Consider the following 21,855-nt stretch of genomic DNA (forward strand, 5'->3'; position numbering starts at 1 on the left):
CAACCTGAATTATTCAGGCGCAATCATGTCTGCTACCTCAAATCTACCAGTGTAATCGGCTTTCTGCTGGTCGGATGGAAGACCTCTTTCGATAAAACATCAAAATCAACGAGTTCAATTTTAGGGCTTACCCTAAGTTTGGCCCGGAAATGATCCTTCACTGCACCTACGAACTCTTCATCCGCCTGTTCCGAACTCAGTTTGATGATGATCTCATCCAGTCCGATATCGCTGGAATGAATCACGATCTGATAGCACTGGATACCGCTGAAATCATTCAGGATATCATGCATCGCAGGCGGGTACAAAGTAGTGCCTTTATATTTGATCATCTGCTGCTTCCTGCCAATGACCGGACCCAGCCTCATCGTATTCCTGCCACATTGGCAAGGCTCGTCATGTGCCTGCACAATATCCCCGGTTTTAAACCTCAGCAAGGGCATCGCCTCGACACCTAAAGTTGTAATCGTGAGTTCACCACTCTCTCCTTCTGCAACCGGATTTCCGGAGTCATCCAGGATTTCTGTGATGATCAGTTCCGGATGGTGATGCCCTCCTGCCTGAAACTCACATTCCGTGAAGGCTGTACTCATTTCCGTGGAAGCATAAGTGGAAAACAACTGGATGCCCCACTTTTCTTTGATCTTTTTTGAAAGGATATTATCTGTAAAGTCCTGATTTTTGATGCTCTCCCCGATGCATACCGCACCATAAACGCTGGAGTTTTTGTAATCAATACCGTTCTTTTCAGCATAGTCAATCATTTTCAGCAGGAAAGATGGAACCGTAATGAGGTATTTCGGTTTGTACCGGAATATGGAATCCCATTGCAGTTCGGGAATTCCCGGTCCCATCCTCACAACGCTTGCCCCCATTTTCCTCAGCCCTAAAAAATAAGCCAGACCGGCCATAAAACGTTTGTCTATGGTCGTAATCATCTGCACCACATCACCTTTTTTAATCCCGGCACAGGCAAAGGAAATCGCTTCATTATAAGACAGCCTTTCAAGGTCATTATCTGATAATCCGAACGTTACAGGATCACCCAGCGTACCGGATGTCGTGCTGTAATCCACAATTTTATCAGGCGTAATGCAGAAAAAATCATGGTTATACTGCTGCAGGTCATCCTTAGTGGTGACAGGAATTCTCTGCAAATCTTCCAAGGTTCTGATATCATGAATTTTGATGCTGTTGTTTTTAAACAGCCGCTGGTAAAACGGCGACCAGTCCTGAAGATAGATCAACAGTTCGCGGAGTTTCTCCTCCTGAAACTTTTTGATTTCATGAATATCTGCTTTTTCAATGGATGGATAGAGTTCCAATGGGTTGTATTTTAATGGACAAATGTATTTAAAATTAAAAGATTATTGAGCAATCAACACGAAAATAAAGTCTGTTTATGCACTTAAGAGTCTATGCTGAAACATCACACTTTATTTTTTTTACGTCAAGTTCTGTCGTTACCGGCGTTGATATTTGCACTGGAGCTATTGAGACCGTGACTTAATACTATCTCAATGATCTGAATACGATATGAAATATTAATAATGAAAAAACTTAAAGATGAATTTTAAAAACTCTTTAAAAGGGATGGACGATTTTGACAGGATCAGCCGGGACATATGGGCCGATATGAGAGGAGAAAAAATCGCCACCAATTCCATAGAACCTTTTTTTACCAATCTGTGGGTAGATGAAAGAAAGCTTTTCACATTACTTGCTTCTTCAACAGATTTTAACACGTATCTGTTTGATGCCAAGAAAAACTTTATCAATTATGCTCAGGAAGTAGAACAAGTAAACCTGAAAGAAATACCTCCGGCAAAGATTGATAATGTACGAGTAAAGGCCAAGATGATTGAGAAATTAGTCATTCAGGAGCCTAAACTGGATGAGAAACAATTTCAAAACTCTTTTCTGGAACGCCTTGATCAAAAGGTTTGGGTCAACGTAAGCCCAGGTTATATTGACCCACGAAAATACACCCACCACACGGAGATCGGAATCAGGGAGAGAAAAATAGAATGCACGATCAATATCCCTTATCGTAATTACCACCGGGAAGCCACAAAAACAGTAATAAACGAGACGGAAGCCACTGTACATTATTCTTCAGCATCTCCTGATGCCATACAAATCAGGCTGAGCGATGCAGAAGACTATATGGCTGCTGTCACCTACCTTTTTCCGTACCATCGACAGGAGGCACAGGTTGCGCTTATATCTCATTTTGAAGAGGCCGGAAACGGGCTTACCTCTATTGATGACCTGATGTTCTTCTACAACCAGCTTCCTAATTTTGCCCTGACCGGTGTGGATTACAAAGGAAAAGCAAAGAAGCTTTCAGATGGGATGTTATGGGATCATTTTTTACAGTTCTTAAATTTTGATTCCCAATTAATCCGTGATGTAGATTCCATAGGCAAAGCCGCTGCCTTGGCAGTAGAGCCTTTCCGCGATAAGAGCCGGTATGCGATCCGTATCCTAACAGCCATTTCCGGGGAATTTGTTTATAAAAAAATAAAAAATGATCCCAAGCTTATTCTTCATATTTATCATTCTTTAGACGGAGAGAGTGTTTATATGGGAAAAGGCATCATTGCAGATACCACACAGGCTGCTTATGGACAAATGTATGAAAACAAGGAGCTTTTCGTCATTTATGTAACGGCGTTCATGCAGGCACAGCATGCTACGGATGATGCTCATCAGCCTCTGGACAGAGGTTCTCTTTTCGCATTAGGTGTGAGCAGGGATTCTGATACGATAGAAAGGCATTGTGAGCTGACAGGATATTTTATGGAAGGAGATCCTAACAATATCGTAACCTTGATTAATACTGTCAAAGTATTCAATCTGAAAACAAAGGAAATTGAAGCTGAAAATGAAATTGAAAACGGAGAATTCAGACCACTGGATATGCTGCACCTGAAGGTGTATGAAAAAATGAAGCTTCGGACGGGTACCGTTCAAACCCTTGAAACCGATACTGAAGTTCCTGCATTATTCTTGTATCACATCGCGCAAAAGAAAGCCGCAGAGGATGCACTAAGATGTCTGCGCGTTGTTGCCGACCTCATAGTCATATCGGCCAGTCTCGCTACTATTGAATCGGGAGTATCGGGATTGCCTTTGTATGCGGCATATGCAGATATTGGAGTTGCCCTTTCAGATTTTTATATAGAGACCCGCCTCAGAGATGAGCTTAAAATGACCACCAGAGGAAAAAAGCTTTTAGAATTATGGGATGATATTTACATGCTCCAGGGCGCAACAGGTGCAATGGCGAGCATGCTTCCTAAGGCAGAAAAAGCACTGGATGTCACCGTAGAAGTATTGTATACTTCCCGGTATCCGCGTCAACAGGAAAGCCTGCAAAAATTAATTAAAAATGCATTATATTCGTTTCCGTTAAGGAATTATTCTAAAAACGGATTAAGGGTTCTTTCAAAGAATAGCATCAGAAGTATCACCAATCATGCTGCTGATTTTGAAAAGCTGAAAGTGCTTTTTGTGGAGAATGCAGCGAAAGAGATAGGTGTACTTCATAAGGGAAAATTATTTTTCAAAGGAAAGTCATCTGTAAGAACCAATATTTTTTTAGATTATGTCTATAGAAAGGCAGGAGGAAATATTGGTAAACTTGAGGAAGAATTTAGCCGGCTTGCCGGAATGGCGGAGAATGTCACACCACGCATTAGCCTTACTGTTGATGAATTTAAAGCAGGATTAAAAGTCCTTAAAGAAACTATGATCAACGCTGAAAATGCATTGGATTATATTTATGAAGTACTTCCATATTTTAACCATCATGTGGTAAATGGAGAAGTTGTAATGGTTTCTAATTCCAATTGTGTTAATGTGGTGAAAAAAGTTGTAGAATACTTAAAAACGGGAAAGATATCAACTGCTTTACACTCTGCAGGACAAGAAGTAGAGTTGTTAGAAGAAATTTATGGTAATAAATTTACTAAAATAGTTGAAATAGGAGACTTAAAAGGAGTAAATGGAATGCAGGAGGGAGAGATAGGGGTTATTTATGCTTATGTGAATGAAATGAGACCTGGTCATGTTTTTAATATTGTCAAGAAAAATGGAAGATTAATATTGCCTGACGGACAGTTTGGTGTTTTAGCAAAAATAGGAGAATATAAATATTTTGAATACTTAAAAATAAATTGAGATTATGCTATCAGAAAATGAAATGCTTTTAATAGCTAAAAAATATGTAAAAAAAATAGAACAAGAAATTAATGTAGAGCTGATGGTTAACAATGACTTTACAATAAAAAAATCTTATGGCAATATTTATTATTACCATGCTAAAGATTACAAGAAACATCGACTGGCAGGTAATGGCCCATTTCTAGTAAAAAATGACACCGGTATTGTAATTCCGTTTGGTACCGCTATGGATGTTGATTACTATATTAAGGGATATGAGGATGGTACCTGGAAACCTGCGTCATATGGTGTTTGGGATCCTAACCATAATTAGTATAACATACGAAGCTATACCAGATAAAAATTGACTCAGCGATTTTCAATAATATACAGCCACTTTCGGGTGGCTGTATCCATTCAGGCAGTAAGCAACGATAACAGCAGTATAATCTATTCAAAACTTACTAATTATACGGTTGAAAAGCACATGCAATTCACTTATTCACGACTCATCATTCACTTTTCCCCTCATTTCCCGTTTATATTTCTGAAACAGAACTTTTTAATCGGCAGATCCGCAGAAAACATGTCTTATAAACCGGCAAAATTTAGTAAATTTGCCAACTTAATTAATCATCGATATTGAGATCATACAATGAGCCAGTTTAAAGAATACAAAAACCTCAACCTTATTGATATAGCCGACAATGTAGCGGAGTTCTGGAAACAGAATAAAACCTTCAGTAAGAGTGTTGAGATCCGTGAAGGACAGCCTGAGTTTGTTTTTTATGAAGGTCCGCCTTCAGCAAACGGGATGCCCGGAATTCACCACGTAATGGCCAGGGCTTTAAAGGATATTTTCTGTCGTTACCAGACCCAGAACGGAAAGCAGGTGTTCCGTAAAGCGGGTTGGGATACGCACGGACTGCCGGTAGAGCTGGGTGTGGAAAAAGAATTAGGAATCACTAAAGAAGATATTGGCAAAAAGATTTCAATTGAAGATTATAACAAAGCCTGCCGTGAAGCGGTGATGCGCTATACGGACGTTTGGAATAACCTGACCGAGAAAATCGGGTATTGGGTAGACCTGGATGATCCGTACATCACCTACAAATCCAAATACATGGAAACGGTGTGGTGGCTGTTGAAGCAGCTGTATGATAAAGAATTGCTGTATAAGGGATATACCATCCAGCCGTATTCGCCGAAAGCAGGAACAGGGCTTTCTTCCCATGAGCTGAACCAGCCGGGAACCTACCGGGATGTTTCGGATACAACGGTAGTAGCACAGTTCAAGGTGAAAAAGGAATCCTCAGAACTTTTCCGTGATGTGGAAGGTGAGGTAAGCATCCTGGCCTGGACCACTACCCCATGGACGCTACCGTCCAACACAGCCCTTACCGTAGGAAGAGATATTGAATATGTACTGGTACAAACCTTTAACCAGTATACATTCGAACCGGTAACCGTGGTTTTGGCCAGCGTTCTTCTGCCTAAAGTTTTCGGTAAGAAATATGCAGAAGGGACTGACGAAGATTTTGCCAATTATACCGCAGAAAGCAAAACCATCCCTTTTAAAATCCTGAAAGAATTTACCGGAGAAAAACTGGTAAACACAAGATATGAACAATTAGTGCCTTGGTTTACCCCGAATGACCATCCTGAAAATGCCTTCAGAGTAATCATAGGCGATTTCGTAACCACAGAAGACGGTACCGGGATCGTACATACTGCTCCGACCTTCGGTGCCGATGATGCGCGTGTGGCTAAAATGGCCCAGCCCGAAATCCCGCCGATGCTGGTGAAGGACGAAAATGACAACCTGGTACCGTTGGTAGATTTACAGGGGAAATTCATCAAAGGGGAACATGTACCTGAACTGTTTGCAGGGAAATACATTAAAAACGAATATTACGACGAAGGTACAGCTCCGGAGAAATCCTGGGATGTTGAGCTGGCGATCTTGTTAAAGACCGAAAACAAAGCCTTCAAAGTAGAAAAATATGTCCACAGCTACCCGCACTGCTGGAGAACCGATAAGCCGGTATTGTATTACCCGCTGGATTCATGGTTCGTAAAAATGACCGCGGTGAAAGAAAGGCTGGTCAACCTGAACAAGGAAATCAACTGGAAGCCGAAAGCGACCGGTGAAGGCCGTTTTGCCAACTGGCTTGAAAATGTAAACGACTGGAATTTATCCCGTTCAAGATACTGGGGAATTCCGTTGCCGATCTGGAGGACCGATGACCTGAAAGAAGAAAAGATCATAGGCTCCGTAGAAGAACTGTACAACGAAATTGAAAAATCCGTAGCGGCAGGACTGATGGCAGAGAACCCTTTCCAGGGCTTTGTGATCGGGAATATGTCTGAGCAGAACTATGCTCTGGTAGACCTGCATAAAAATGTTGTGGATAAAGTGGTGCTTGTTTCGGATTCCGGAAAAGCGATGAAGCGTGAAAGCGACCTGATCGACGTATGGTTTGATTCCGGGTCCATGCCGTATGCACAGCTGCACTACCCTTTTGAGAATAAAGAATTAATCGACACCCATAAAGCATTCCCGGCAGATTTCATCGCTGAGGGAGTAGACCAGACCCGTGGATGGTTCTATACACTGCATGCCATCGGAACAGCCGTATTTGATTCCGTTGCCTATAAAAATGTGATGAGCAACGGGCTTGTCCTGGACAAAAACGGACAGAAAATGTCCAAACGTCTTGGAAATGCCGTGGATCCGTTTGAAACGCTTGCCGTATACGGACCTGATGCCACGCGCTGGTACATGATCTCCAATGCAAATCCTTGGGAGAACCTGAAATTTGACATCGAAGGGATAGACGAAGTGAGGAGGAAGTTCTTCGGGACATTATACAACACCTACTCTTTCCTGGCTCTGTATGCCAATGTTGACGGATTTACCTATGCTGAAAAAGACGTGGAAAACCGCCCGGAAATCGACCGCTGGATCCTTTCTGAACTGAATCTTTTAATTAAAGAGGTTAAGGCATTCTACGAAGATTATGAACCGACACGGGTTGCCAGAGCGATCAGCACTTTTGTAAATGACAACCTGAGCAACTGGTACGTACGTTTATGCAGAAGGCGTTTCTGGAAAGGGGAATATTCAGAAGATAAAATCTCCGCTTACCAGACCTTATATACCTGTCTTGAGGTGATCGCCAAATTATCGGCGCCTATTGCCCCGTTCTTTATGGACCAGCTGTACCAGGACCTCAATGCCGTTACCGGAAAAGAGCAATGCGAATCGGTACACCTTACCGATTTCCCTGTGGCAGATGAAAGCCTGATCGATAACGACCTGGTTGAGAAAACCCACCTGGCGCAGAATATTACCAGCATGGTATTCTCTTTAAGAAAAAAAGAGAATGTAAAAGTACGTCAGCCATTGCAGAAAGTGCTGATCCCTGTACTCGATGCCAGAGCAGAAGCGCAAATCCTGGCAGTTGCCGACCTGATCAAGCAGGAGGTAAACGTAAAGGAACTTCAGCTGATCAATGCGGAAGAAGCCTCTCACCTGATTATCAAGCAGATCAAGCCGAACTTCAAAGCCCTGGGCCCTAAACTGGGCAAGGATATGAAGACCGTAGGCGGAGCCATTGCCGGATTTACGGCAGAGCAGATTGCACAGCTGGAAAAACAGGGGTCAATTGACGTTCAGGGATATGAAATCATACTGGATGATGTGGAAATTTCCACCAAAGATATCCCGGGATGGACCGTTACTTCTGACGGCAAAACAACTGTGGCATTAGATTTGAAGTTGACTGACGAGTTAAAATCTGAAGGGATTGCGAGAGAGTTCATCAACAGGATTCAAAACCTGAGGAAGGACAAAGATTTCGAACTGACAGACCGGATCATCATTTCAGTGGAAGAGGATACGCCTTTCCTGAATGACATCATGAAGAACAAAGAATATATTTCTTCCGAAGTTCTGTCCGACGAAATAAAAACGGTACCTTCCATGCAAAATTTTAATGAAATTGAAATTGATGAGGTGAGTTTTAAGATAAATATTCAGAAAAATTAACATTTAGTTATTGTATTTCAAATTCCATTTCATAAATTTATTAAAAAAGAGAAGAACAACATGACAGACGAGAGAATCAGATACAGCGATTCCGATTTACAGGAATTCAAAGCCATTATCCGTGAAAAAATAGAAAAAGCTGAAAGAGATTTGCAACTGATCCGTGAAAGCTTTATCAATGACCAGAATAATGGTACCGACGATACTTCCCCAACCTTCAAAGCATTTGAAGAAGGTGCTGAAACACTGAGCAAAGAGCAGAATTCAATCCTTGCAGGGAGACAGGAAAAATTTGTGCGTGACCTTAAAAATGCACTCATCCGTATTGAGAACAAAACATACGGCGTATGCAGGGTTACCGGCAAACTGATCCCGAAAGAAAGGCTTCTTGCCGTGCCTCATGCGACCCTGAGCATCGAAGCTAAAAACATGCAGAAGTAACGATTCACTGATCATCATACATTTAGGTTTATATCGTATTGCAACAAAATACGATGTAAACCTAATTTTTAATTTCCACCATGACGGAATTGTTAATTTTAATTCTTATTATTGCTGCCGTGTTGGCGTTCTTTAACCGCACCTGGATAAAGGACAGATTTTTCCCGGACCGCCGGAAAAACTATACGATTGACGATCAGTTCAATTCGGAAAAGCGGGAGCGGGAAAAAGAAATAGACCGGCTGTTAAGTAAAATGGGCAGGAACGGCATCAACGACCTGTCTGCCAAAGACAGGAAACGCCTTGATGAACTGTCTAAAAAGTAAAACTCATAGTATAATGGAATCCATAATTGTCCACACCAAAAATGCCATGGAACTGAATGCGCTGAAAAGCGTGTTGAAAGACATGAATATCAAATTCGAGAAATTCCACACCAAGAATACACACCACAACCAGAAAACGATTAAAAAAATCGTTGACCAGAAAAATGAGAAAATAGGAAAACCATCAAAACCTAAAGGACTGTAATGAAAAAGATTGTATGGGTCACTTTCCTTATCCTACTGATTGATCAGGCTTCAAAAATTTACGTAAAAACGCATTTTAACCTGGATGACAGCATTCCGGTTTTCCCCGGGTTTAAGCTGACCTTTGTAGAAAATCCAGGCATGGCTTACGGGCTTCATTTCGGCGGGGTTATCGGCAAGTATTTCCTGGTGATGGTACGCATCTTCCTGATCGGGGGAATGATTTACCTGTTTAAAAAATGGATCCAGAAAGGGGAATCCAATTACCTGCTGATTCCTATGGCCATGATTTTTGCCGGAGCCATCGGAAACCTTATTGACGGGATGTTTTATGGTCTTATCTTTGACAGCGGAACGGTTTACGATGCCAGCATTGACCGATGGATCGGATATGGCGGAATTTCCAAACTTGTCCCTGTAGGCCACGGATACTCCACATTTATGAGGGGCTGCGTGGTAGATATGCTGCACTTCCCTCTGGTAGACTGGAACGTTCCGGAAAGCTGGCCTCTGATCGGCGGAAAGCATATTGAGTTCTTCAAATACATTTTTAATGTTGCCGATTCGGCCATTACGGTAGGCGCCGTCCTGCTGCTGGCCTTCAGGAAAAAAGCATTCCCGAACGGACTTGAATTTTAAAATGAAAGAATGATGAAAAAATTCATTAAAAATATTCTTATCCTTTTCCTGCTGCTCTTTGTTGCAGGAATTGTTTTTATCGGCTGGGCAAACTACAGTATTAAGGAAAACAGCGATCCATATATTTCGTATACCATCTCCGATCTTCCCGAAATCAAGACAGCCCTGCTGCTGGGGACCAGCAAAAACCTGGATAATGGGCTCCCGAATGCTTATTTTTATAACCGGATCCAGGCGGCCATTGACTTATACAAAAGCGGCAAAATCAAATACATCATCGTCAGCGGCGATAACAGCAGGAAAGACTATAACGAGCCTGAAGACATGCAGCTCACCCTGATGAAATACGGCATTCCCGAAGACCGTATTTATGCGGATTTTGCAGGATTTAGGACCCTGGATTCCGTTGTACGGGCCAGGGATATTTTCGGGCAGAAAAAAATCATCATCATTTCGCAGAAGTTCCATAATGAGCGGGCAGTTTTTATCGGGAGGAAAAACGGTATTGAAGCTTTTGGATATAATGCCAATGACGTGAGCAAAAGCGCAGGCTTTAAAACGCATATGAGGGAATACCTGGCCAAAGCCAAAGTATACTGGGACCTGCTTTTTGGGGTGGAACCGAAGTTCGGGGGCGAAAAAATCATCATTCCCTGAGTGCAGTGCCGCCAAATAATCCTGTGCATCTTTGAAATGCGCGGGAGAAATAATTACATTTGCAGTTCATTAATTTTAATCATAAAACAATGTCAAGAATTCTTACCGGCATTCAAGCCACCGGAACCCCGCACCTTGGGAATCTTTTAGGTGCGATTATTCCTGCCATAGAGCTATCCAAGCAGGAAGGAAACGAATCATTTTTATTCATCGCAAATCTTCATTCTCTTACACAGATCAAGGATGCGAAAGAACTGAAACAGAATACCTACGAGATTGCAGCGGCTTGGCTTGCTTGTGGGCTGGATACGGAAAAAACATTTTTCTACAGGCAGAGTGATATCCCTGAAACCTGTGAACTTTCTTGGCAGTTATCGTGTTTTTTTCCCTATCAGAGATTGACTTTAGCCCATTCATTCAAAGATAAGGCAGACCGTTTACAGGATGTCAATGCAGGGTTGTTTACCTACCCGCTCCTGATGGCCGCGGACATTTTACTGTATGACGCGGAAATTGTTCCTGTAGGAAAAGACCAGCTCCAGCACCTTGAGTATGCAAGAGACGTAGCGTCCAGGTTCAATAACCAGATGGGTGAGACATTTATCCTTCCACAGTCTGAACTTCAGGAAGACACCAAATACGTTCCTGGGACTGATGGCAATAAAATGTCGAAATCCAGAGGGAATATCATCAATATTTTCCTTCCGGAAAAGGAACTGAAAAAACAGGTGATGAGCATTGAAACCGATTCCAAGGCTCTGGAAGAGCCTAAAGATCCTGAAACCGATAAAATCTTTGCGATCTACCAGCTGATTGCCACTCCGGAACAGACGGAAGAACTCAGGGCAAAATACCTTGCCGGAAACTTCGGGTATGGCCATGCTAAAAAGGAACTTCTTGACCTGATCCTGACCCGGTTTGAAAAAGAAAGGGAACTTTTCTCTTATTATATGAACAACCTGGACCAGCTTGAAAGCAAGCTTCAGGAAGGAGCCTCAAAAACAAGGGTCATTGCTGTAGAAACGATGAAGCGCGTGAGGGCAAGCTTAGGCGTTTAAACGTACAATATTGATAAGCCTTTCTTTCCGAAAGGCTTATTTTTTTGAAATAATCAGCTGGTGCATTTCATTCTCAAAGCAGTACGCAATGCTGAGCCCGGGATACTGCCTGATGATGGAATGGACGATCGATAATCCCAGTCCTGTTGAAGTATGGTCTGAGCCCTGCTTATAGAACCTGCTGAAAATCTGATCCTCGTCCAGAGGATATTTTTGCCCGGTATTCATGATCATGATCCTTTCATTTTCAATAATCACTTTAATGATCCCATCGGGAATATTATATTTAATGGCATTCTTAAGCAGATTGGAAATCAGGATGTGGGCAAGATCGGAATTGAATGATGCACTGAAATTCCCGCATTCAACTGTTTCAATACCGATTCGCTTATGATCGGTAAAATCCCGGTAATCTGTGATCATCTCTTTAATGAGGCCGTTAAAGTCTACTTTCTCTGTCGTACTGAACTGGTTGTTATCAATCTTGGACAGCATCAGCAGTGATTTATTGAGGCCTGCCATCCTCGTAAGGTTTGCTTTGATGTCCATCAGGAGATGCATATGATGTTCATCAATCTTCCCGTCCTGTACCGAAAGATCGATTTTATTGATCATGATGGCCAATGGTGTCTGCAACTCATGGGAAGCGTTTTCTATAAATTTCTTCTGCTGGTCAAATACCTGCTCGTTCCTGCAGATCATCTCATCGATTTCCTCATCGAGCTGCTCAAATTCCCTGATGGAATATGCCTGCTTCCGGTCATCTGTTTTTTCTCCGAACTGATAGTTCCTCAATTTTTCCAGAATGGCGTAGAATGGTTTCCAGGCTTTGTTCAGGAGAAAACCGTTCACAAAAAGGATGCTCAGCACCAGGAAAAAATAGAGCACCACAAGAGCTACACTCAAATCATAAATCAGATCATCCTCCTCTACCGTTGAAGTCCTGATCACCAGCTTCCGGTGTCCACCGAACTGATCGGTAAAGCAGGTTTCCAACACGCGGTAGGGTTCATCATCATCGTCATACTCCATATAATATGTCCTGTTGTAGAACTTATTCCTGTTGTTGCATTCCTCCTCTGAAACAGGAACGATTTTAAATTCGTTAAATTCAAAATCCATATTATTGAGCAGCTCTTTATCTTTATAGACCGCTTTAATCAGCTGGATTTTCCTGTTCTTCAGGCCATCGTCCACATTATCGTATACCTCATCCAGGATAAAGGCATAAAACAGCGCGGCCCAGACCGCAATAATCAGCAGCAGGGCGACCACGATGTACTTCAGGGTATAGTATTTTAAAGACAGCTTCATGACATTAATTTATAACCGATACCGTATACGGCCTGAAAATCTGCCCTGGCTCCGTTGTCCTTCAGCTTTTTGCGGAGGTTCTTTATCTGGGAGTAAATAAAATCAAAGCTTTCTGCCTGGTCAATATAATCTCCCCAGATGGCCTCTGCCAGCATGGTCTTCTGCAGAATTTTTTCAGGATTGCTCATAAAATAATACAGCACATCATATTCTTTCCTGTTCAGGGCAAGTTCCTTATCGCCTATCATGACTTTCCTGCTGTCGGGATATATAGAGATATTACTGTATTGAAGCCTGCTCTCACCATCCTGGTTCTTCCTTCTGATGACCGATTTTATTCTGGCCAGAAGTTCTGCCAGATGGAACGGCTTGGCAAGGTAATCGTCTGCTCCTATTTCAAGACCGTTCACTTTATCATCAACCGAATCCTTAGCTGATAATATAATTACGGGATCTTTCTTCTCCAGCTTTTTAAGCTCCTTCAGCAGGTCCATTCCGCTTCCGTCCGGCAGCATGATGTCCAGCAGAATGCAGTCATACTCATAGGAAATGATTTTATCCATCCCCGACCGGTAGTCTTCTGCATATTCTACCAGGAATAATTCGCGTTCAAGGAAATGCTGTATGACAGCCCTTAATTCAGGTTCGTCTTCAATAATCAATATTTTCATTCTGTGTCCGGTGTGGTATTTATTCTCAAATATATAAATAACCTTCGTTTCTGAAGGTTATTTATATACGATACTATGGGTAATGATGTAAAACCTTATCAGTCATCAATTTTACTGAAATTCCCATTGCGGTCAAACTCTACATCCAGGCCGTTGGATAAATCGGTCTTATATTTCCAGCGTTCCTTCTTGATCTTTGTTATATAAGTATTGGGGAAGTTTTTGGCCACATAGTTCCTGATGGAAGCAGGAACGAAACCATTGGGAACGTTCTGGTGTTCACCGTCCACTTCCTTCCAGTTTCCTTTGCTGTCGAATTCAATCTTCATCCCGTTTCCTAACCTTACCTTATATTCGTCAACGCCGTAGATTTCCCGGTCTTCAATAGCTGAAGCGATGGGAACGCCCCTAAAGTTGGCAAACAGGAAATTCTTGGCTGTCTTAGGCAGCTGGTTCTGGTTAATCACTCTGTCTTGTCCGTACACGCAGCCGGTCATTAAAGTCAGGATCAGTCCTAACATTACGGTAATACTTTGCTTCTTTTCCATAATTTTATATTTTTTAAATTATTATTATGAAGCAAATTTCAGGATCAATTTGGGAAAGATTTAGGAATAGGAAAAATTGATAAAAAATAATGCTTTGCCAATGAACCGCATTATAAAAATTCCCTGATCTGCAAAAGATGTCCGATTACCTTCAGTCCTTCCTCCTGCGGGTTTTCATTGAAAACATCAAAGAAAATCGCATCCATACCGTAGTTCCTGGCACCTACAATGTCTGCAATCCAGTCATCCCCGATCAGGATGCTCTCCTCAGGTGCTGCCTGGGCAAGATTCAGTGAATACTCAAAAATTTCAGGTCTTGGCTTTCTCACGCCAACGGTATCGGCGCTTGTGATGGTCTGGAAATAAGGTGCAATTCCTGAGAGCAAGCATTTCCGTTCGGTAACTTCTTTAAATCCGTTGGATATGATGTGTAAGGTATAGCCTTTGCCTTTCAGGTATTCTAAAATAGGGGCAGCGCCTTCCACCAGTTCATTGTAATTCAGTATCCTGTCCAGAAAATGCTCCTCAAAATACATAGAAAGCTGTTCGTCCTGTATATTGAAATGGCTAAAAGTATCGTAGAAGCGGTGTTTCCTCAGATATTCCTTATCAATGATCCCGTCCCGGATATCTTCCCAGAGTTTTTCATTGACGCGGTGGTATACGGCATGGAATTCTTCGAAGTCAATCTGGTAGTTCAGGCCGATCTCTTCTTTTTCAAAAAGGTCTTTGATGGTGAGGTAAGCGTTTTTGCGGTGATCCCAGAGTGTATTGTCGAGATCAAAAAAAATGTGCTGAATATTCATACAGCACAAAATTAGTCAATTTAATTTTTGGAAATCGGATAATTCTTTTCCCTGACTTTTACTACTTCCAGGCTTTTGGAGTAGCTGAGCAGAAATTCAATAGTTTGTTTCTTTGGTTTCAAAGTTTTCACTTTTAAGGAGTCATCTTTTCTCATAAGCGAGAGGTTTTCCTTAAAAACGTCGAAGTCGGGGATTTATTATCTGGTTAATACAATATTCTTCTCATCCATGATTTTTCTCAGGTTGATCAGCGCATAACGCACTCTTCCGAGGGTCGTATTGATGCTCATATCCGTATGTTCGGCGATTTCCTTAAAGCTCAGCCCGTCAAAAAACCTCAGCTTGATCACTTCCTGCTGGTTCTGCGGAAGAAACTGAAGCATTTTCAGGAGGTCCTCCTGTATTTGGTTGGTAACCAGCTGGTCTTCAATATTTTCAGAAGGCTCCCTGATCATGTCAAAAATGGAGTATTCATCCGTTTCAAACGTTGTTTCGGATACTTTTACATTTTTGGCTTTGGATCTGAAATGGTCTATGATAAGGTTGTAGGCGATTCTTTTGGCCCAGAGGATAAATTTACCTTCTTCGTTATACCGGCCTTCTTTAAGCATAAGGATAATTTTCATGAACGTATCCTGAAAGATATCATTTGCCAGGTCTTCATCATTAATTTTGTAAAAAATGAATGTAAACAGTTCTTTCTGATGGCGATGGATCAGCGTAGATAATGCTTCTTCATCACCGTTCTGGTAAAGGGATATTAATAGGCTATCCGATTTTGATTTCATAACTCTTCTCAATAAATATATTTGCAGACAAGCTTTATTCCAGATATATCATCCGGCATCAGCTGTAATTACAAAACAGTTTTTCAGAGTAAAGTAGAATCAATAGGCAGTATCATTTTTATTGTTGTAAATATAATAAAAATTTAATAACTGTTAACCTTTTCTAAAATATTTGCGAGAAAAATTTAAAAAATCCTATTTAAACATATCATGAATAAATGTGGTAGGGATATTTAGTGTGAAATTAATATTCAGTCCTTTCATCTGTTTTCCGTTCAGAAGGGCATCTCCGATGGGAAAAGCATAGCCCCCGGTAAAATCCAGGATCCCGAAAAGGCTCACCCCGATCTTAGGGGCGATGTATTTATTGGTCCCTTCGGCACCGGCCAGGAAATAGTAGGAGTGGTAGAAATCCACATTCCTTTCGAAATTCAGGAGCACATCCGCCTGAAGCTTAGGCATGATGGCAAATTCACCACGGGTGGATCCCATCAGGGCAGAACCTCCCAACCTGTAAATCACATCATCATTTTTCAGGAAAAGCAGCCTTCCGCCTACTTCCCCGAAACTCTGGTTCTGGTAAGCATAACCCACCTGGATCATCTTATGCACCGTATACTGCGCTTGGGCAGCAATGCTGAAAAAAAATATCGAGAGTACGGCCAGCGCCGTCCTGAAATTCATCATCTTACTATTATTTAATGTAAAAATAAAAAAAACTGCCTTATCTATGACAGATAAAGCAGCCTAATTTATGTGTAAAGGAGGATTAAATGCCGAAAGCAGCTTTAATTTCCTCTACTTTGTCCAGTTTTTCCCACGTAAAGAACTCCAGGTCTTTCAGGGTAATCTCATTTTTATGGCCTTTATTGAAGGTCTTGTCACCTTTGTAATATTCCTTACCCATATGGCCGTAAGAAGCTGTTTCCTGATAAATAGGATTTCTCAGTTTCAGGTTCTGCTCAATCGCATACGGACGAAGATCAAAAATCTCTGACACCTTTCCGGCAATTTCACCGTCATGAAGGTCTACCTTTGAAGTTCCATACGTATTGATATACAGTCCGCAAGGCTCAGCAACACCAATGGCATAAGAAACCTGCACCAGGACTTCATCAGCTACCCCGGCAGCTACCAGGTTCTTGGCAATATGCCTTGTAGCGTAAGCAGCACTACGGTCTACTTTTGAAGGGTCTTTTCCTGAAAATGCTCCACCTCCGTGGGCGCCTTTTCCTCCGTAAGTATCCACGATGATTTTCCTTCCGGTAAGGCCGGTATCCCCGTGAGGACCTCCGATAACAAATTTACCGGTAGGATTGATATGGTATTTGATCTGATCGTTGAACAGGGCTTTGATCTCTTCAGACTGTTGTGCCACCACTCTCGGGATCAGGATATTTTTGATGTCTTCACGGATTGTATTCAGCATCTCCTCTTCAGCTCCGAAATCATCATGCTGTGTGGATACCACAATAGAATCGATCCTGATGGGCCTGTGATCATCAGAGTATTCTATGGTCACCTGGCTTTTGGCATCCGGGCGTAAATAAGCGATTTCCTTTCCTTCTCTTCTGATGGCAGAAAGCTCTTTCAGGATCGTATGGGCAAGGTCAAGCGCAAGAGGCATATAGTTGGACGTCTCGTTGGTGGCATATCCGAACATCATTCCCTGGTCACCGGCACCCTGAGCGTTGGCTTTGGCTTCAAAAGACTCATCATTTACCGCTCTGTCAACTCCCTGGTTGATATCCGGCGACTGCTCATGGATCGCTGAGATCACCCCGCAGGAATCCCCGTTGAACATGTATTCGCCTTTAGTATATCCGATACCGTTGATCACCTCTCTCGCAATACTCTGAACATCAAGATACGCCTCAGACTTCACCTCTCCTGCCAATACGACCTGTCCGGTAGTTACCAGTGTTTCACAGGCTACTTTTGAGTTTTTATCGTAAGCTAAAAAATGGTCGATTAATGCATCGGAGATCTGATCGGCAATTTTATCCGGATGTCCTTCTGAAACGGATTCAGATGTAAATAAATAAGACATATTATTCTATGTTTTTAAGATTAAGTAGGGAGGAAAAAACTGAATACATGGCCCGGAAAGCTGAAAAGAGAATACTGTTTTAGCTTTTTTTTATAGAGGTTGCAATCAGGTCAAATTTCCTCGTAAACGTGCGCAAATTTAAGTACTATTTTTTTAATACTCAAATTTTTGCGCGTTTATTATATTTTTGTCAGTGTTGATCAGTGATCGTTCTGGTCTGAAAAGCCTACTGCGGCTTGATGCTTACGTAATCTTTCGGATTTGCAGTATAGTTCAGTTTTTTCTCCAGCGAAGTCCTGATGGAATGGGACAGCTCATCGATAATCTTCTGCTTGAATGTAGGCTTATAATAGATGATGCTGATTTCTCTGTATGGAAAAGGCTTCTTGAAACGGAACACATTTTTTCCCTGCTCTTCCGAAAGCTGGCTCAGGGCAAGCTCCGGCAGGATACTGATTCCTCCTACCTTATCCACCATATGTACCAGGGTCTGGATATTGGAAGCCAGGAAATCCAGGTTTTTAGGCTTCAGCGTATTTTCCTTAAGATGGCAGATATTTTCAAACTGGTTTCTCAGACAGTTCCCTTCTTCCAGCAGCCACACTTTTTCCACATTCAGTTCCTCCGGAATAATGTAGGCATTTTTCTTATTGGCTTCGGTATCCGAACTGTAGATCATCAGTTCCTCATTGAACAGGAAATCCTGATAGAATTCATCAGCCGTATCATATGGCGTGGAAATAATACCGGCGTCCAGCTCTCCTGATTTCAGGGCCCGGATAATATTATCGGTAGTCATCTCCTTAACGTTCATCTGGATCTTCGGGTTATCCTTGAGGAATTTGAAAATTTCCGTTGGCAGGATAAAAGAAGAAACGGTGGGAATGATCCCGATATTGATGGTTCCTCCCAGAATATTGTTCAGCAGGTTGGCTTTATTTTTCAGTTCATTGACAGCCTCTATAATTACCTTGGCCTGATCGATGATCTGAACACCTACATCCGTTGTACGGATGGGATGCGTAGTCCTGTCGAAAACCTTCACATCCAGTTCATCCTCAAACTTCTGTATCATGGCACTCAATGTAGGCTGGGTAATAAAACAGGCCTGAGCAGCTTTACCAAAATGTTTATACTTATCTACTGCGATAAGATATTCCAATTGCTGAATGTTCATCTGATTAATATTATCTATGACAAAGATATGATGTTTTTGTCATAAGAAATTAAAAATTCAGCTAAATTTGATAAATTGTATGCTGTGCATTTTGCAGTGTACGGGGGATAACAATCATACAAATCATAAGTATATGGATTCTAAAAAGTTAACATTAAGCAATGGGGCTCCTTATTTCGAGCACCAGGACTCTCAGACCGCCGGTCCCAGAGGTCCGGTATTGCTTCAGGATTTCATTCTTCAGGAAAACCTTGCGCATTTCGTAAGAGAGAGAATTCCTGAGAGAATCGTCCATGCCAAAGGAAGCGGCGCTTACGGTACCTTTACTGTAACCCACGATATTTCAAAATATACGAAAGCGAAATTATTTTCCCAGGTAGGTAATTCATGCAGGATGTTTGCCCGTTTTTCTACCGTAGGAGGTGAAAAAGGAAGCGCGGATACGGCAAGGGATCCGAGAGGTTTTGCGCTTAAATTTTATACGGAAGACGGAAACTGGGACCTGGTAGGAAATAATACCCCTGTATTTTTCATCAAAGATGCCAAGAAGTTCCCGGATTTTATCCACACCCAGAAAAGGGTTCCTAAAACCAACCTGAAAAGTGCGACCATGATGTGGGATTTCTGGAGCCTGAGCCCGGAGTCGCTGCACCAGGTATTGATCCTGATGTCCGACCGCGGTACGCCGTACGGATTCCGGCATATGCACGGTTTCGGATCCCATACGTTCTCTATGATCAATGCTGCCAATGAGCGGACATGGGTAAAATTCCATTTCAAAACCAAACAGGGCATTAAAAACTTCACCAACGAAGAAGCGATAAAAATGGCCGGTGAAAATCCGGATTTCGCTCAGGAAGACCTGTGCAATGCGATTGAAAACGGTGAGTTCCCGAAGTGGACCATGTACATTCAGGTAATGACCGAAGAACAGGCCAGGGAATTCAGATGGAATCCTTTTGATATCACCAAAGTTTGGTTCCAGGACGACTTCCCGTTAATTGAAGTCGGTGAAATGGAGCTGAATGAAATACCGGCCAATTATTTTGCTCACGTTGAGCAGTCTATATTCTCCCCAAGCAATCTGATCAACGGCATCAGCTTTTCACCGGATAAGATGCTCCAGGGAAGGCTGTTCTCCTATCCGGATGCGCACCGTTACCGCGTAGGCGTCAATGCCCACCAGCTGGAAGTGAACCGATGCCCTTTTGCAGTACATAATTACCAGCGTGACGGCTTCATGGCAGATTCTTCAGAATATGGTGACAAGCCGAACTATCATCCGAACAGCTTTGATGATATCCAGCCGGATCCTGCTTACAAAAGCTTTGAGTATGAGCTGGACAGTACGTACGTTGCTTCCTATAACAGGAATGAAAATGATGACGACCACTACACCCAGCCCGGGCTATTGTATACCAAAGCGATGAATTCGGAAGACCGTGAACATCTTGTACATAATATTGTAGAGAGCATGAAAGGCATATCCGGACCTAAACGTAATGACATTATCAGCCGTCAGTTATGCCACTTTTTCAGGGCTAATATTGAACTCGGCATGAAAGTGGCATCAAAGCTCAATGTTAATATTGATGCCAATATGATGAATCATATGAAATAAGTATGCATCAAATAATTCAATCAAAAAGGAAAAAAGCCTATATTTTTTCCTTTTTTTATGTAAAAAATCTCTAATTTGCAACCGTAATTATAACCAAGATGAACTACGAGAATATTCTACTTGAGAATGAAGGACCGGTATCGGTAATTACCATCAACAGGCCTGAAAGCCTTAATGCACTGAATGCCAAAACCATTCAGGAGCTAAGTTCTGCACTGAAAGACCTCGACCAAAATGCAGCCTGCAGAGCCGTAATCATTACCGGGAGCGGGGAAAAGTCCTTTGTTGCCGGTGCTGATATTAAAGAGTTCAGTGATTTCGGACAGGAAAAAGCGGAAGAGCTGGCAAGAAACGGACAGCATATCCTTTTCAATACCATTGAGAACATGAAACGCCCTGTAATAGCTGCTGTTAATGGCTTTGCCCTGGGTGGCGGCCTTGAGCTGGCTATGGCCTGCCATATCCGTTATGCCTCAGAAAACGCCAGGCTGGGCCTTCCGGAAGTTACCCTGGGACTGATCCCGGGATACGGCGGTACGCAGAGGCTCCCTAAACTGGTAGGGAAAGGCATGGCTAATGAAATGATCTTTTCTGCAAAAATGATCCCTGCCCAGAAAGCCAAAGAAATAGGGCTGGTCAATGAAGTATTCCCTATCGAAGAATTACTCGCTAAAACCAAAGAGCTGGCCCAGACTATTGCACGCAATTCCCCTATGGCGATTGCCAGAGCAATACATGCCGTCAATCTCTCAGATACAGCCCAGGGGTTTGAAACCGAAATCAAATATTTCGGGGAACTTTTTGAACTTGACGATAAGAAAGAAGGGGTTTCCGCTTTCATGGAAAAGAGAAAGCCCAATTTCTAAACGACGACCATAAGATTAATGTATTTCGGAAAAATGATGCCGCTGTATGAATAAGTTTGATAAAGCTTATCTGAAAATGGCCCAGGAATGGGCAAAACTGTCCTACTGTAAAAGAAAACAGGTAGGTGCACTGATTGTAAAAGACCGTATGATTATTTCAGACGGGTATAACGGAACCCCTTCGGGATTTGAAAACTGCTGTGAAGATGCAGAGGGAAAAACACAATGGTATGTCCTGCATGCAGAAGCCAATGCCATACTGAAACTGGCTGCCTCAACCCAGTCTGCCAAAGGCGCCACTTTATACCTTACCCTCTCGCCGTGCAAAGAATGCAGTAAGCTGATCCTGCAGGCTGGTATTACCAGATTGGTTTATATCAATGAATATTCCGATGATGACGGAATATCATTTTTAAAAAGCCATGGAATTGAAATAGAACAAATATCGGATTTTGAACTAAAAAAATAACA

Annotated in this window: 22 protein-coding genes; 12 read left to right on the forward strand and 10 right to left on the reverse strand. The window is 42.2% G+C overall.

Features of this window, described 5'->3' with window-relative positions:
• Window positions 1-32: 32 nt before the first annotated feature.
• Window positions 33-1,325, reverse strand: a complete 1,293-nt coding sequence (gene flxY / locus CGB83_RS11465) for a flexirubin biosynthesis putative acyl-CoA ligase FlxY (RefSeq protein WP_100075895.1) — start codon at window positions 1,323-1,325, stop codon at window positions 33-35.
• A gap of 241 nt (window positions 1,326-1,566) precedes the next feature.
• Here flxY and CGB83_RS11470 point away from each other — a divergent pair, with 241 nt between their 5' ends.
• The 9 genes from CGB83_RS11470 to trpS all read left to right on the forward strand — a co-directional run bounded on the left by CGB83_RS11470 (window position 1,567) and on the right by trpS (window position 11,543).
• Window positions 1,567-4,185: a hypothetical protein gene (locus CGB83_RS11470; RefSeq protein WP_100075896.1), complete on the forward strand. Its 2,619-nt coding sequence runs from the start codon at window positions 1,567-1,569 to the stop codon at window positions 4,183-4,185.
• 4 nt (window positions 4,186-4,189) lie between these two features.
• Window positions 4,190-4,501 carry a hypothetical protein gene (locus tag CGB83_RS11475; protein ID WP_100075897.1) on the forward strand — a complete coding sequence of 104 codons (312 nt, stop codon included), beginning with the start codon at window positions 4,190-4,192 and terminating at the stop codon, window positions 4,499-4,501.
• Between the two features lie 321 nt (window positions 4,502-4,822).
• A complete protein-coding gene (gene ileS / locus CGB83_RS11480; RefSeq protein WP_100075898.1) occupies window positions 4,823-8,218 on the forward strand; it encodes an isoleucine--tRNA ligase in 3,396 nt (1,131 codons plus the stop codon).
• A gap of 60 nt (window positions 8,219-8,278) precedes the next feature.
• Window positions 8,279-8,659, forward strand: coding sequence for a TraR/DksA family transcriptional regulator (locus CGB83_RS11485; RefSeq protein ID WP_100075899.1), 381 nt, complete (start codon window positions 8,279-8,281; stop codon window positions 8,657-8,659).
• Between the two features lie 80 nt (window positions 8,660-8,739).
• The gene (locus CGB83_RS11490; protein ID WP_100075900.1) at window positions 8,740-8,985 is read left to right on the forward strand and encodes a DUF6576 domain-containing protein; all 246 of its coding nucleotides are present in this window, start codon (window positions 8,740-8,742) and stop codon (window positions 8,983-8,985) included.
• Window positions 8,986-8,998: 13 nt separating this feature from the next.
• On the forward strand, window positions 8,999-9,190 hold the full coding sequence (locus tag CGB83_RS11495) for a DUF2683 family protein (protein ID WP_100075901.1): 192 nt from the start codon (window positions 8,999-9,001) through the stop codon (window positions 9,188-9,190).
• Window positions 9,190-9,828, forward strand: a complete 639-nt coding sequence (locus CGB83_RS11500) for a lipoprotein signal peptidase (RefSeq protein ID WP_100075902.1) — start codon at window positions 9,190-9,192, stop codon at window positions 9,826-9,828. The genes CGB83_RS11495 and CGB83_RS11500 overlap by 1 nt, the downstream gene beginning before the upstream one ends.
• Before the next feature lie 12 nt (window positions 9,829-9,840).
• Window positions 9,841-10,485 (forward strand): SanA/YdcF family protein, encoded by a 645-nt coding sequence (locus tag CGB83_RS11505; RefSeq protein ID WP_100077575.1) that lies wholly within the window; start codon window positions 9,841-9,843, stop codon window positions 10,483-10,485.
• 89 nt (window positions 10,486-10,574) lie between these two features.
• Entirely contained in the window at window positions 10,575-11,543 is a 969-nt protein-coding gene (gene trpS / locus CGB83_RS11510; protein ID WP_100075903.1) for a tryptophan--tRNA ligase, read from the forward strand.
• A 36-nt stretch (window positions 11,544-11,579) separates the two neighbouring features.
• On the opposite strand, the gene CGB83_RS11515 is transcribed toward trpS, so the two are convergent.
• From CGB83_RS11515 to CGB83_RS11550, 9 genes are all read right to left on the reverse strand, one after another.
• Complete coding sequence (locus CGB83_RS11515; protein WP_100075904.1) at window positions 11,580-12,857, reverse strand: sensor histidine kinase; 1,278 nt, start codon at window positions 12,855-12,857, stop codon at window positions 11,580-11,582.
• Window positions 12,854-13,528, reverse strand: coding sequence for a response regulator transcription factor (locus tag CGB83_RS11520; RefSeq protein ID WP_100075905.1), 675 nt, complete (start codon window positions 13,526-13,528; stop codon window positions 12,854-12,856). The genes CGB83_RS11515 and CGB83_RS11520 overlap by 4 nt, the downstream gene beginning before the upstream one ends.
• A 98-nt stretch (window positions 13,529-13,626) precedes the next feature.
• Window positions 13,627-14,076, reverse strand: coding sequence for a PepSY-like domain-containing protein (locus CGB83_RS11525; RefSeq protein ID WP_100075906.1), 450 nt, complete (start codon window positions 14,074-14,076; stop codon window positions 13,627-13,629).
• A 110-nt stretch (window positions 14,077-14,186) separates the two neighbouring features.
• On the reverse strand, window positions 14,187-14,882 hold the full coding sequence (locus CGB83_RS11530) for a YjjG family noncanonical pyrimidine nucleotidase (RefSeq protein ID WP_100075907.1): 696 nt from the start codon (window positions 14,880-14,882) through the stop codon (window positions 14,187-14,189).
• Between the two features lie 20 nt (window positions 14,883-14,902).
• Entirely contained in the window at window positions 14,903-15,037 is a 135-nt protein-coding gene (locus tag CGB83_RS20595) for a hypothetical protein (protein ID WP_257790656.1), read from the reverse strand.
• 42 nt (window positions 15,038-15,079) lie between these two features.
• Window positions 15,080-15,670 (reverse strand): RNA polymerase sigma factor, encoded by a 591-nt coding sequence (locus tag CGB83_RS11535; protein ID WP_100075908.1) that lies wholly within the window; start codon window positions 15,668-15,670, stop codon window positions 15,080-15,082.
• 195 nt (window positions 15,671-15,865) lie between these two features.
• A complete protein-coding gene (locus CGB83_RS11540; protein ID WP_100075909.1) occupies window positions 15,866-16,357 on the reverse strand; it encodes a hypothetical protein in 492 nt (163 codons plus the stop codon).
• 82 nt (window positions 16,358-16,439) lie between these two features.
• Window positions 16,440-17,720 carry a methionine adenosyltransferase gene (metK, locus tag CGB83_RS11545; protein WP_100075910.1) on the reverse strand — a complete coding sequence of 427 codons (1,281 nt, stop codon included), beginning with the start codon at window positions 17,718-17,720 and terminating at the stop codon, window positions 16,440-16,442.
• Window positions 17,721-17,946: 226 nt separating this feature from the next.
• A complete protein-coding gene (locus tag CGB83_RS11550) occupies window positions 17,947-18,897 on the reverse strand; it encodes a LysR substrate-binding domain-containing protein (protein ID WP_100075911.1) in 951 nt (316 codons plus the stop codon).
• A 133-nt stretch (window positions 18,898-19,030) separates the two neighbouring features.
• Between CGB83_RS11550 and CGB83_RS11555 the strand changes: the two genes are divergently transcribed.
• From CGB83_RS11555 to CGB83_RS11565, 3 genes are all read left to right on the forward strand, one after another.
• A complete protein-coding gene (locus tag CGB83_RS11555; RefSeq protein WP_100077576.1) occupies window positions 19,031-20,518 on the forward strand; it encodes a catalase in 1,488 nt (495 codons plus the stop codon).
• 98 nt (window positions 20,519-20,616) lie between these two features.
• Window positions 20,617-21,384: an enoyl-CoA hydratase/isomerase family protein gene (locus tag CGB83_RS11560; protein ID WP_100075912.1), complete on the forward strand. Its 768-nt coding sequence runs from the start codon at window positions 20,617-20,619 to the stop codon at window positions 21,382-21,384.
• A gap of 46 nt (window positions 21,385-21,430) precedes the next feature.
• Window positions 21,431-21,853: a deoxycytidylate deaminase gene (locus tag CGB83_RS11565; RefSeq protein WP_100075913.1), complete on the forward strand. Its 423-nt coding sequence runs from the start codon at window positions 21,431-21,433 to the stop codon at window positions 21,851-21,853.
• The last annotated feature ends 2 nt before the right edge of the window (window positions 21,854-21,855 follow it).

Source organism: Chryseobacterium camelliae (assembly GCF_002770595.1).
In the GTDB taxonomy this organism is placed as follows: domain Bacteria; phylum Bacteroidota; class Bacteroidia; order Flavobacteriales; family Weeksellaceae; genus Chryseobacterium; species Chryseobacterium camelliae.

What these genes read in the sequence shown, in the direction of transcription:
- CGB83_RS11470 (WP_100075896.1), top strand. Translation starts at nt 1,567, where the DNA reads ATGAATTTTAAAAACTCTTTAAAAGGGATGGACGATTTTGACAGGATC.
- CGB83_RS11530 (WP_100075907.1), bottom strand. Translation starts at nt 14,882, where the DNA reads ATGAATATTCAGCACATTTTTTTTGATCTCGACAATACACTCTGGGAT.
- CGB83_RS11540 (WP_100075909.1), bottom strand. Translation starts at nt 16,357, where the DNA reads ATGATGAATTTCAGGACGGCGCTGGCCGTACTCTCGATATTTTTTTTC.
- CGB83_RS11560 (WP_100075912.1), top strand. Translation starts at nt 20,617, where the DNA reads ATGAACTACGAGAATATTCTACTTGAGAATGAAGGACCGGTATCGGTA.
- CGB83_RS11550 (WP_100075911.1), bottom strand. Translation starts at nt 18,897, where the DNA reads ATGAACATTCAGCAATTGGAATATCTTATCGCAGTAGATAAGTATAAA.
- CGB83_RS11515 (WP_100075904.1), bottom strand. Translation starts at nt 12,857, where the DNA reads ATGAAGCTGTCTTTAAAATACTATACCCTGAAGTACATCGTGGTCGCC.
- CGB83_RS11555 (WP_100077576.1), top strand. Translation starts at nt 19,031, where the DNA reads ATGGATTCTAAAAAGTTAACATTAAGCAATGGGGCTCCTTATTTCGAG.
- CGB83_RS11505 (WP_100077575.1), top strand. Translation starts at nt 9,841, where the DNA reads ATGAAAAAATTCATTAAAAATATTCTTATCCTTTTCCTGCTGCTCTTT.
- CGB83_RS11475 (WP_100075897.1), top strand. Translation starts at nt 4,190, where the DNA reads ATGCTATCAGAAAATGAAATGCTTTTAATAGCTAAAAAATATGTAAAA.
- CGB83_RS11565 (WP_100075913.1), top strand. Translation starts at nt 21,431, where the DNA reads ATGAATAAGTTTGATAAAGCTTATCTGAAAATGGCCCAGGAATGGGCA.
- CGB83_RS11500 (WP_100075902.1), top strand. Translation starts at nt 9,190, where the DNA reads ATGAAAAAGATTGTATGGGTCACTTTCCTTATCCTACTGATTGATCAG.
- CGB83_RS11535 (WP_100075908.1), bottom strand. Translation starts at nt 15,670, where the DNA reads ATGAAATCAAAATCGGATAGCCTATTAATATCCCTTTACCAGAACGGT.
- ileS (WP_100075898.1), top strand. Translation starts at nt 4,823, where the DNA reads ATGAGCCAGTTTAAAGAATACAAAAACCTCAACCTTATTGATATAGCC.
- CGB83_RS11485 (WP_100075899.1), top strand. Translation starts at nt 8,279, where the DNA reads ATGACAGACGAGAGAATCAGATACAGCGATTCCGATTTACAGGAATTC.
- trpS (WP_100075903.1), top strand. Translation starts at nt 10,575, where the DNA reads ATGTCAAGAATTCTTACCGGCATTCAAGCCACCGGAACCCCGCACCTT.
- CGB83_RS20595 (WP_257790656.1), bottom strand. Translation starts at nt 15,037, where the DNA reads ATGAGAAAAGATGACTCCTTAAAAGTGAAAACTTTGAAACCAAAGAAA.
- CGB83_RS11520 (WP_100075905.1), bottom strand. Translation starts at nt 13,528, where the DNA reads ATGAAAATATTGATTATTGAAGACGAACCTGAATTAAGGGCTGTCATA.
- CGB83_RS11490 (WP_100075900.1), top strand. Translation starts at nt 8,740, where the DNA reads ATGACGGAATTGTTAATTTTAATTCTTATTATTGCTGCCGTGTTGGCG.
- CGB83_RS11495 (WP_100075901.1), top strand. Translation starts at nt 8,999, where the DNA reads ATGGAATCCATAATTGTCCACACCAAAAATGCCATGGAACTGAATGCG.
- metK (WP_100075910.1), bottom strand. Translation starts at nt 17,720, where the DNA reads ATGTCTTATTTATTTACATCTGAATCCGTTTCAGAAGGACATCCGGAT.
- CGB83_RS11525 (WP_100075906.1), bottom strand. Translation starts at nt 14,076, where the DNA reads ATGGAAAAGAAGCAAAGTATTACCGTAATGTTAGGACTGATCCTGACT.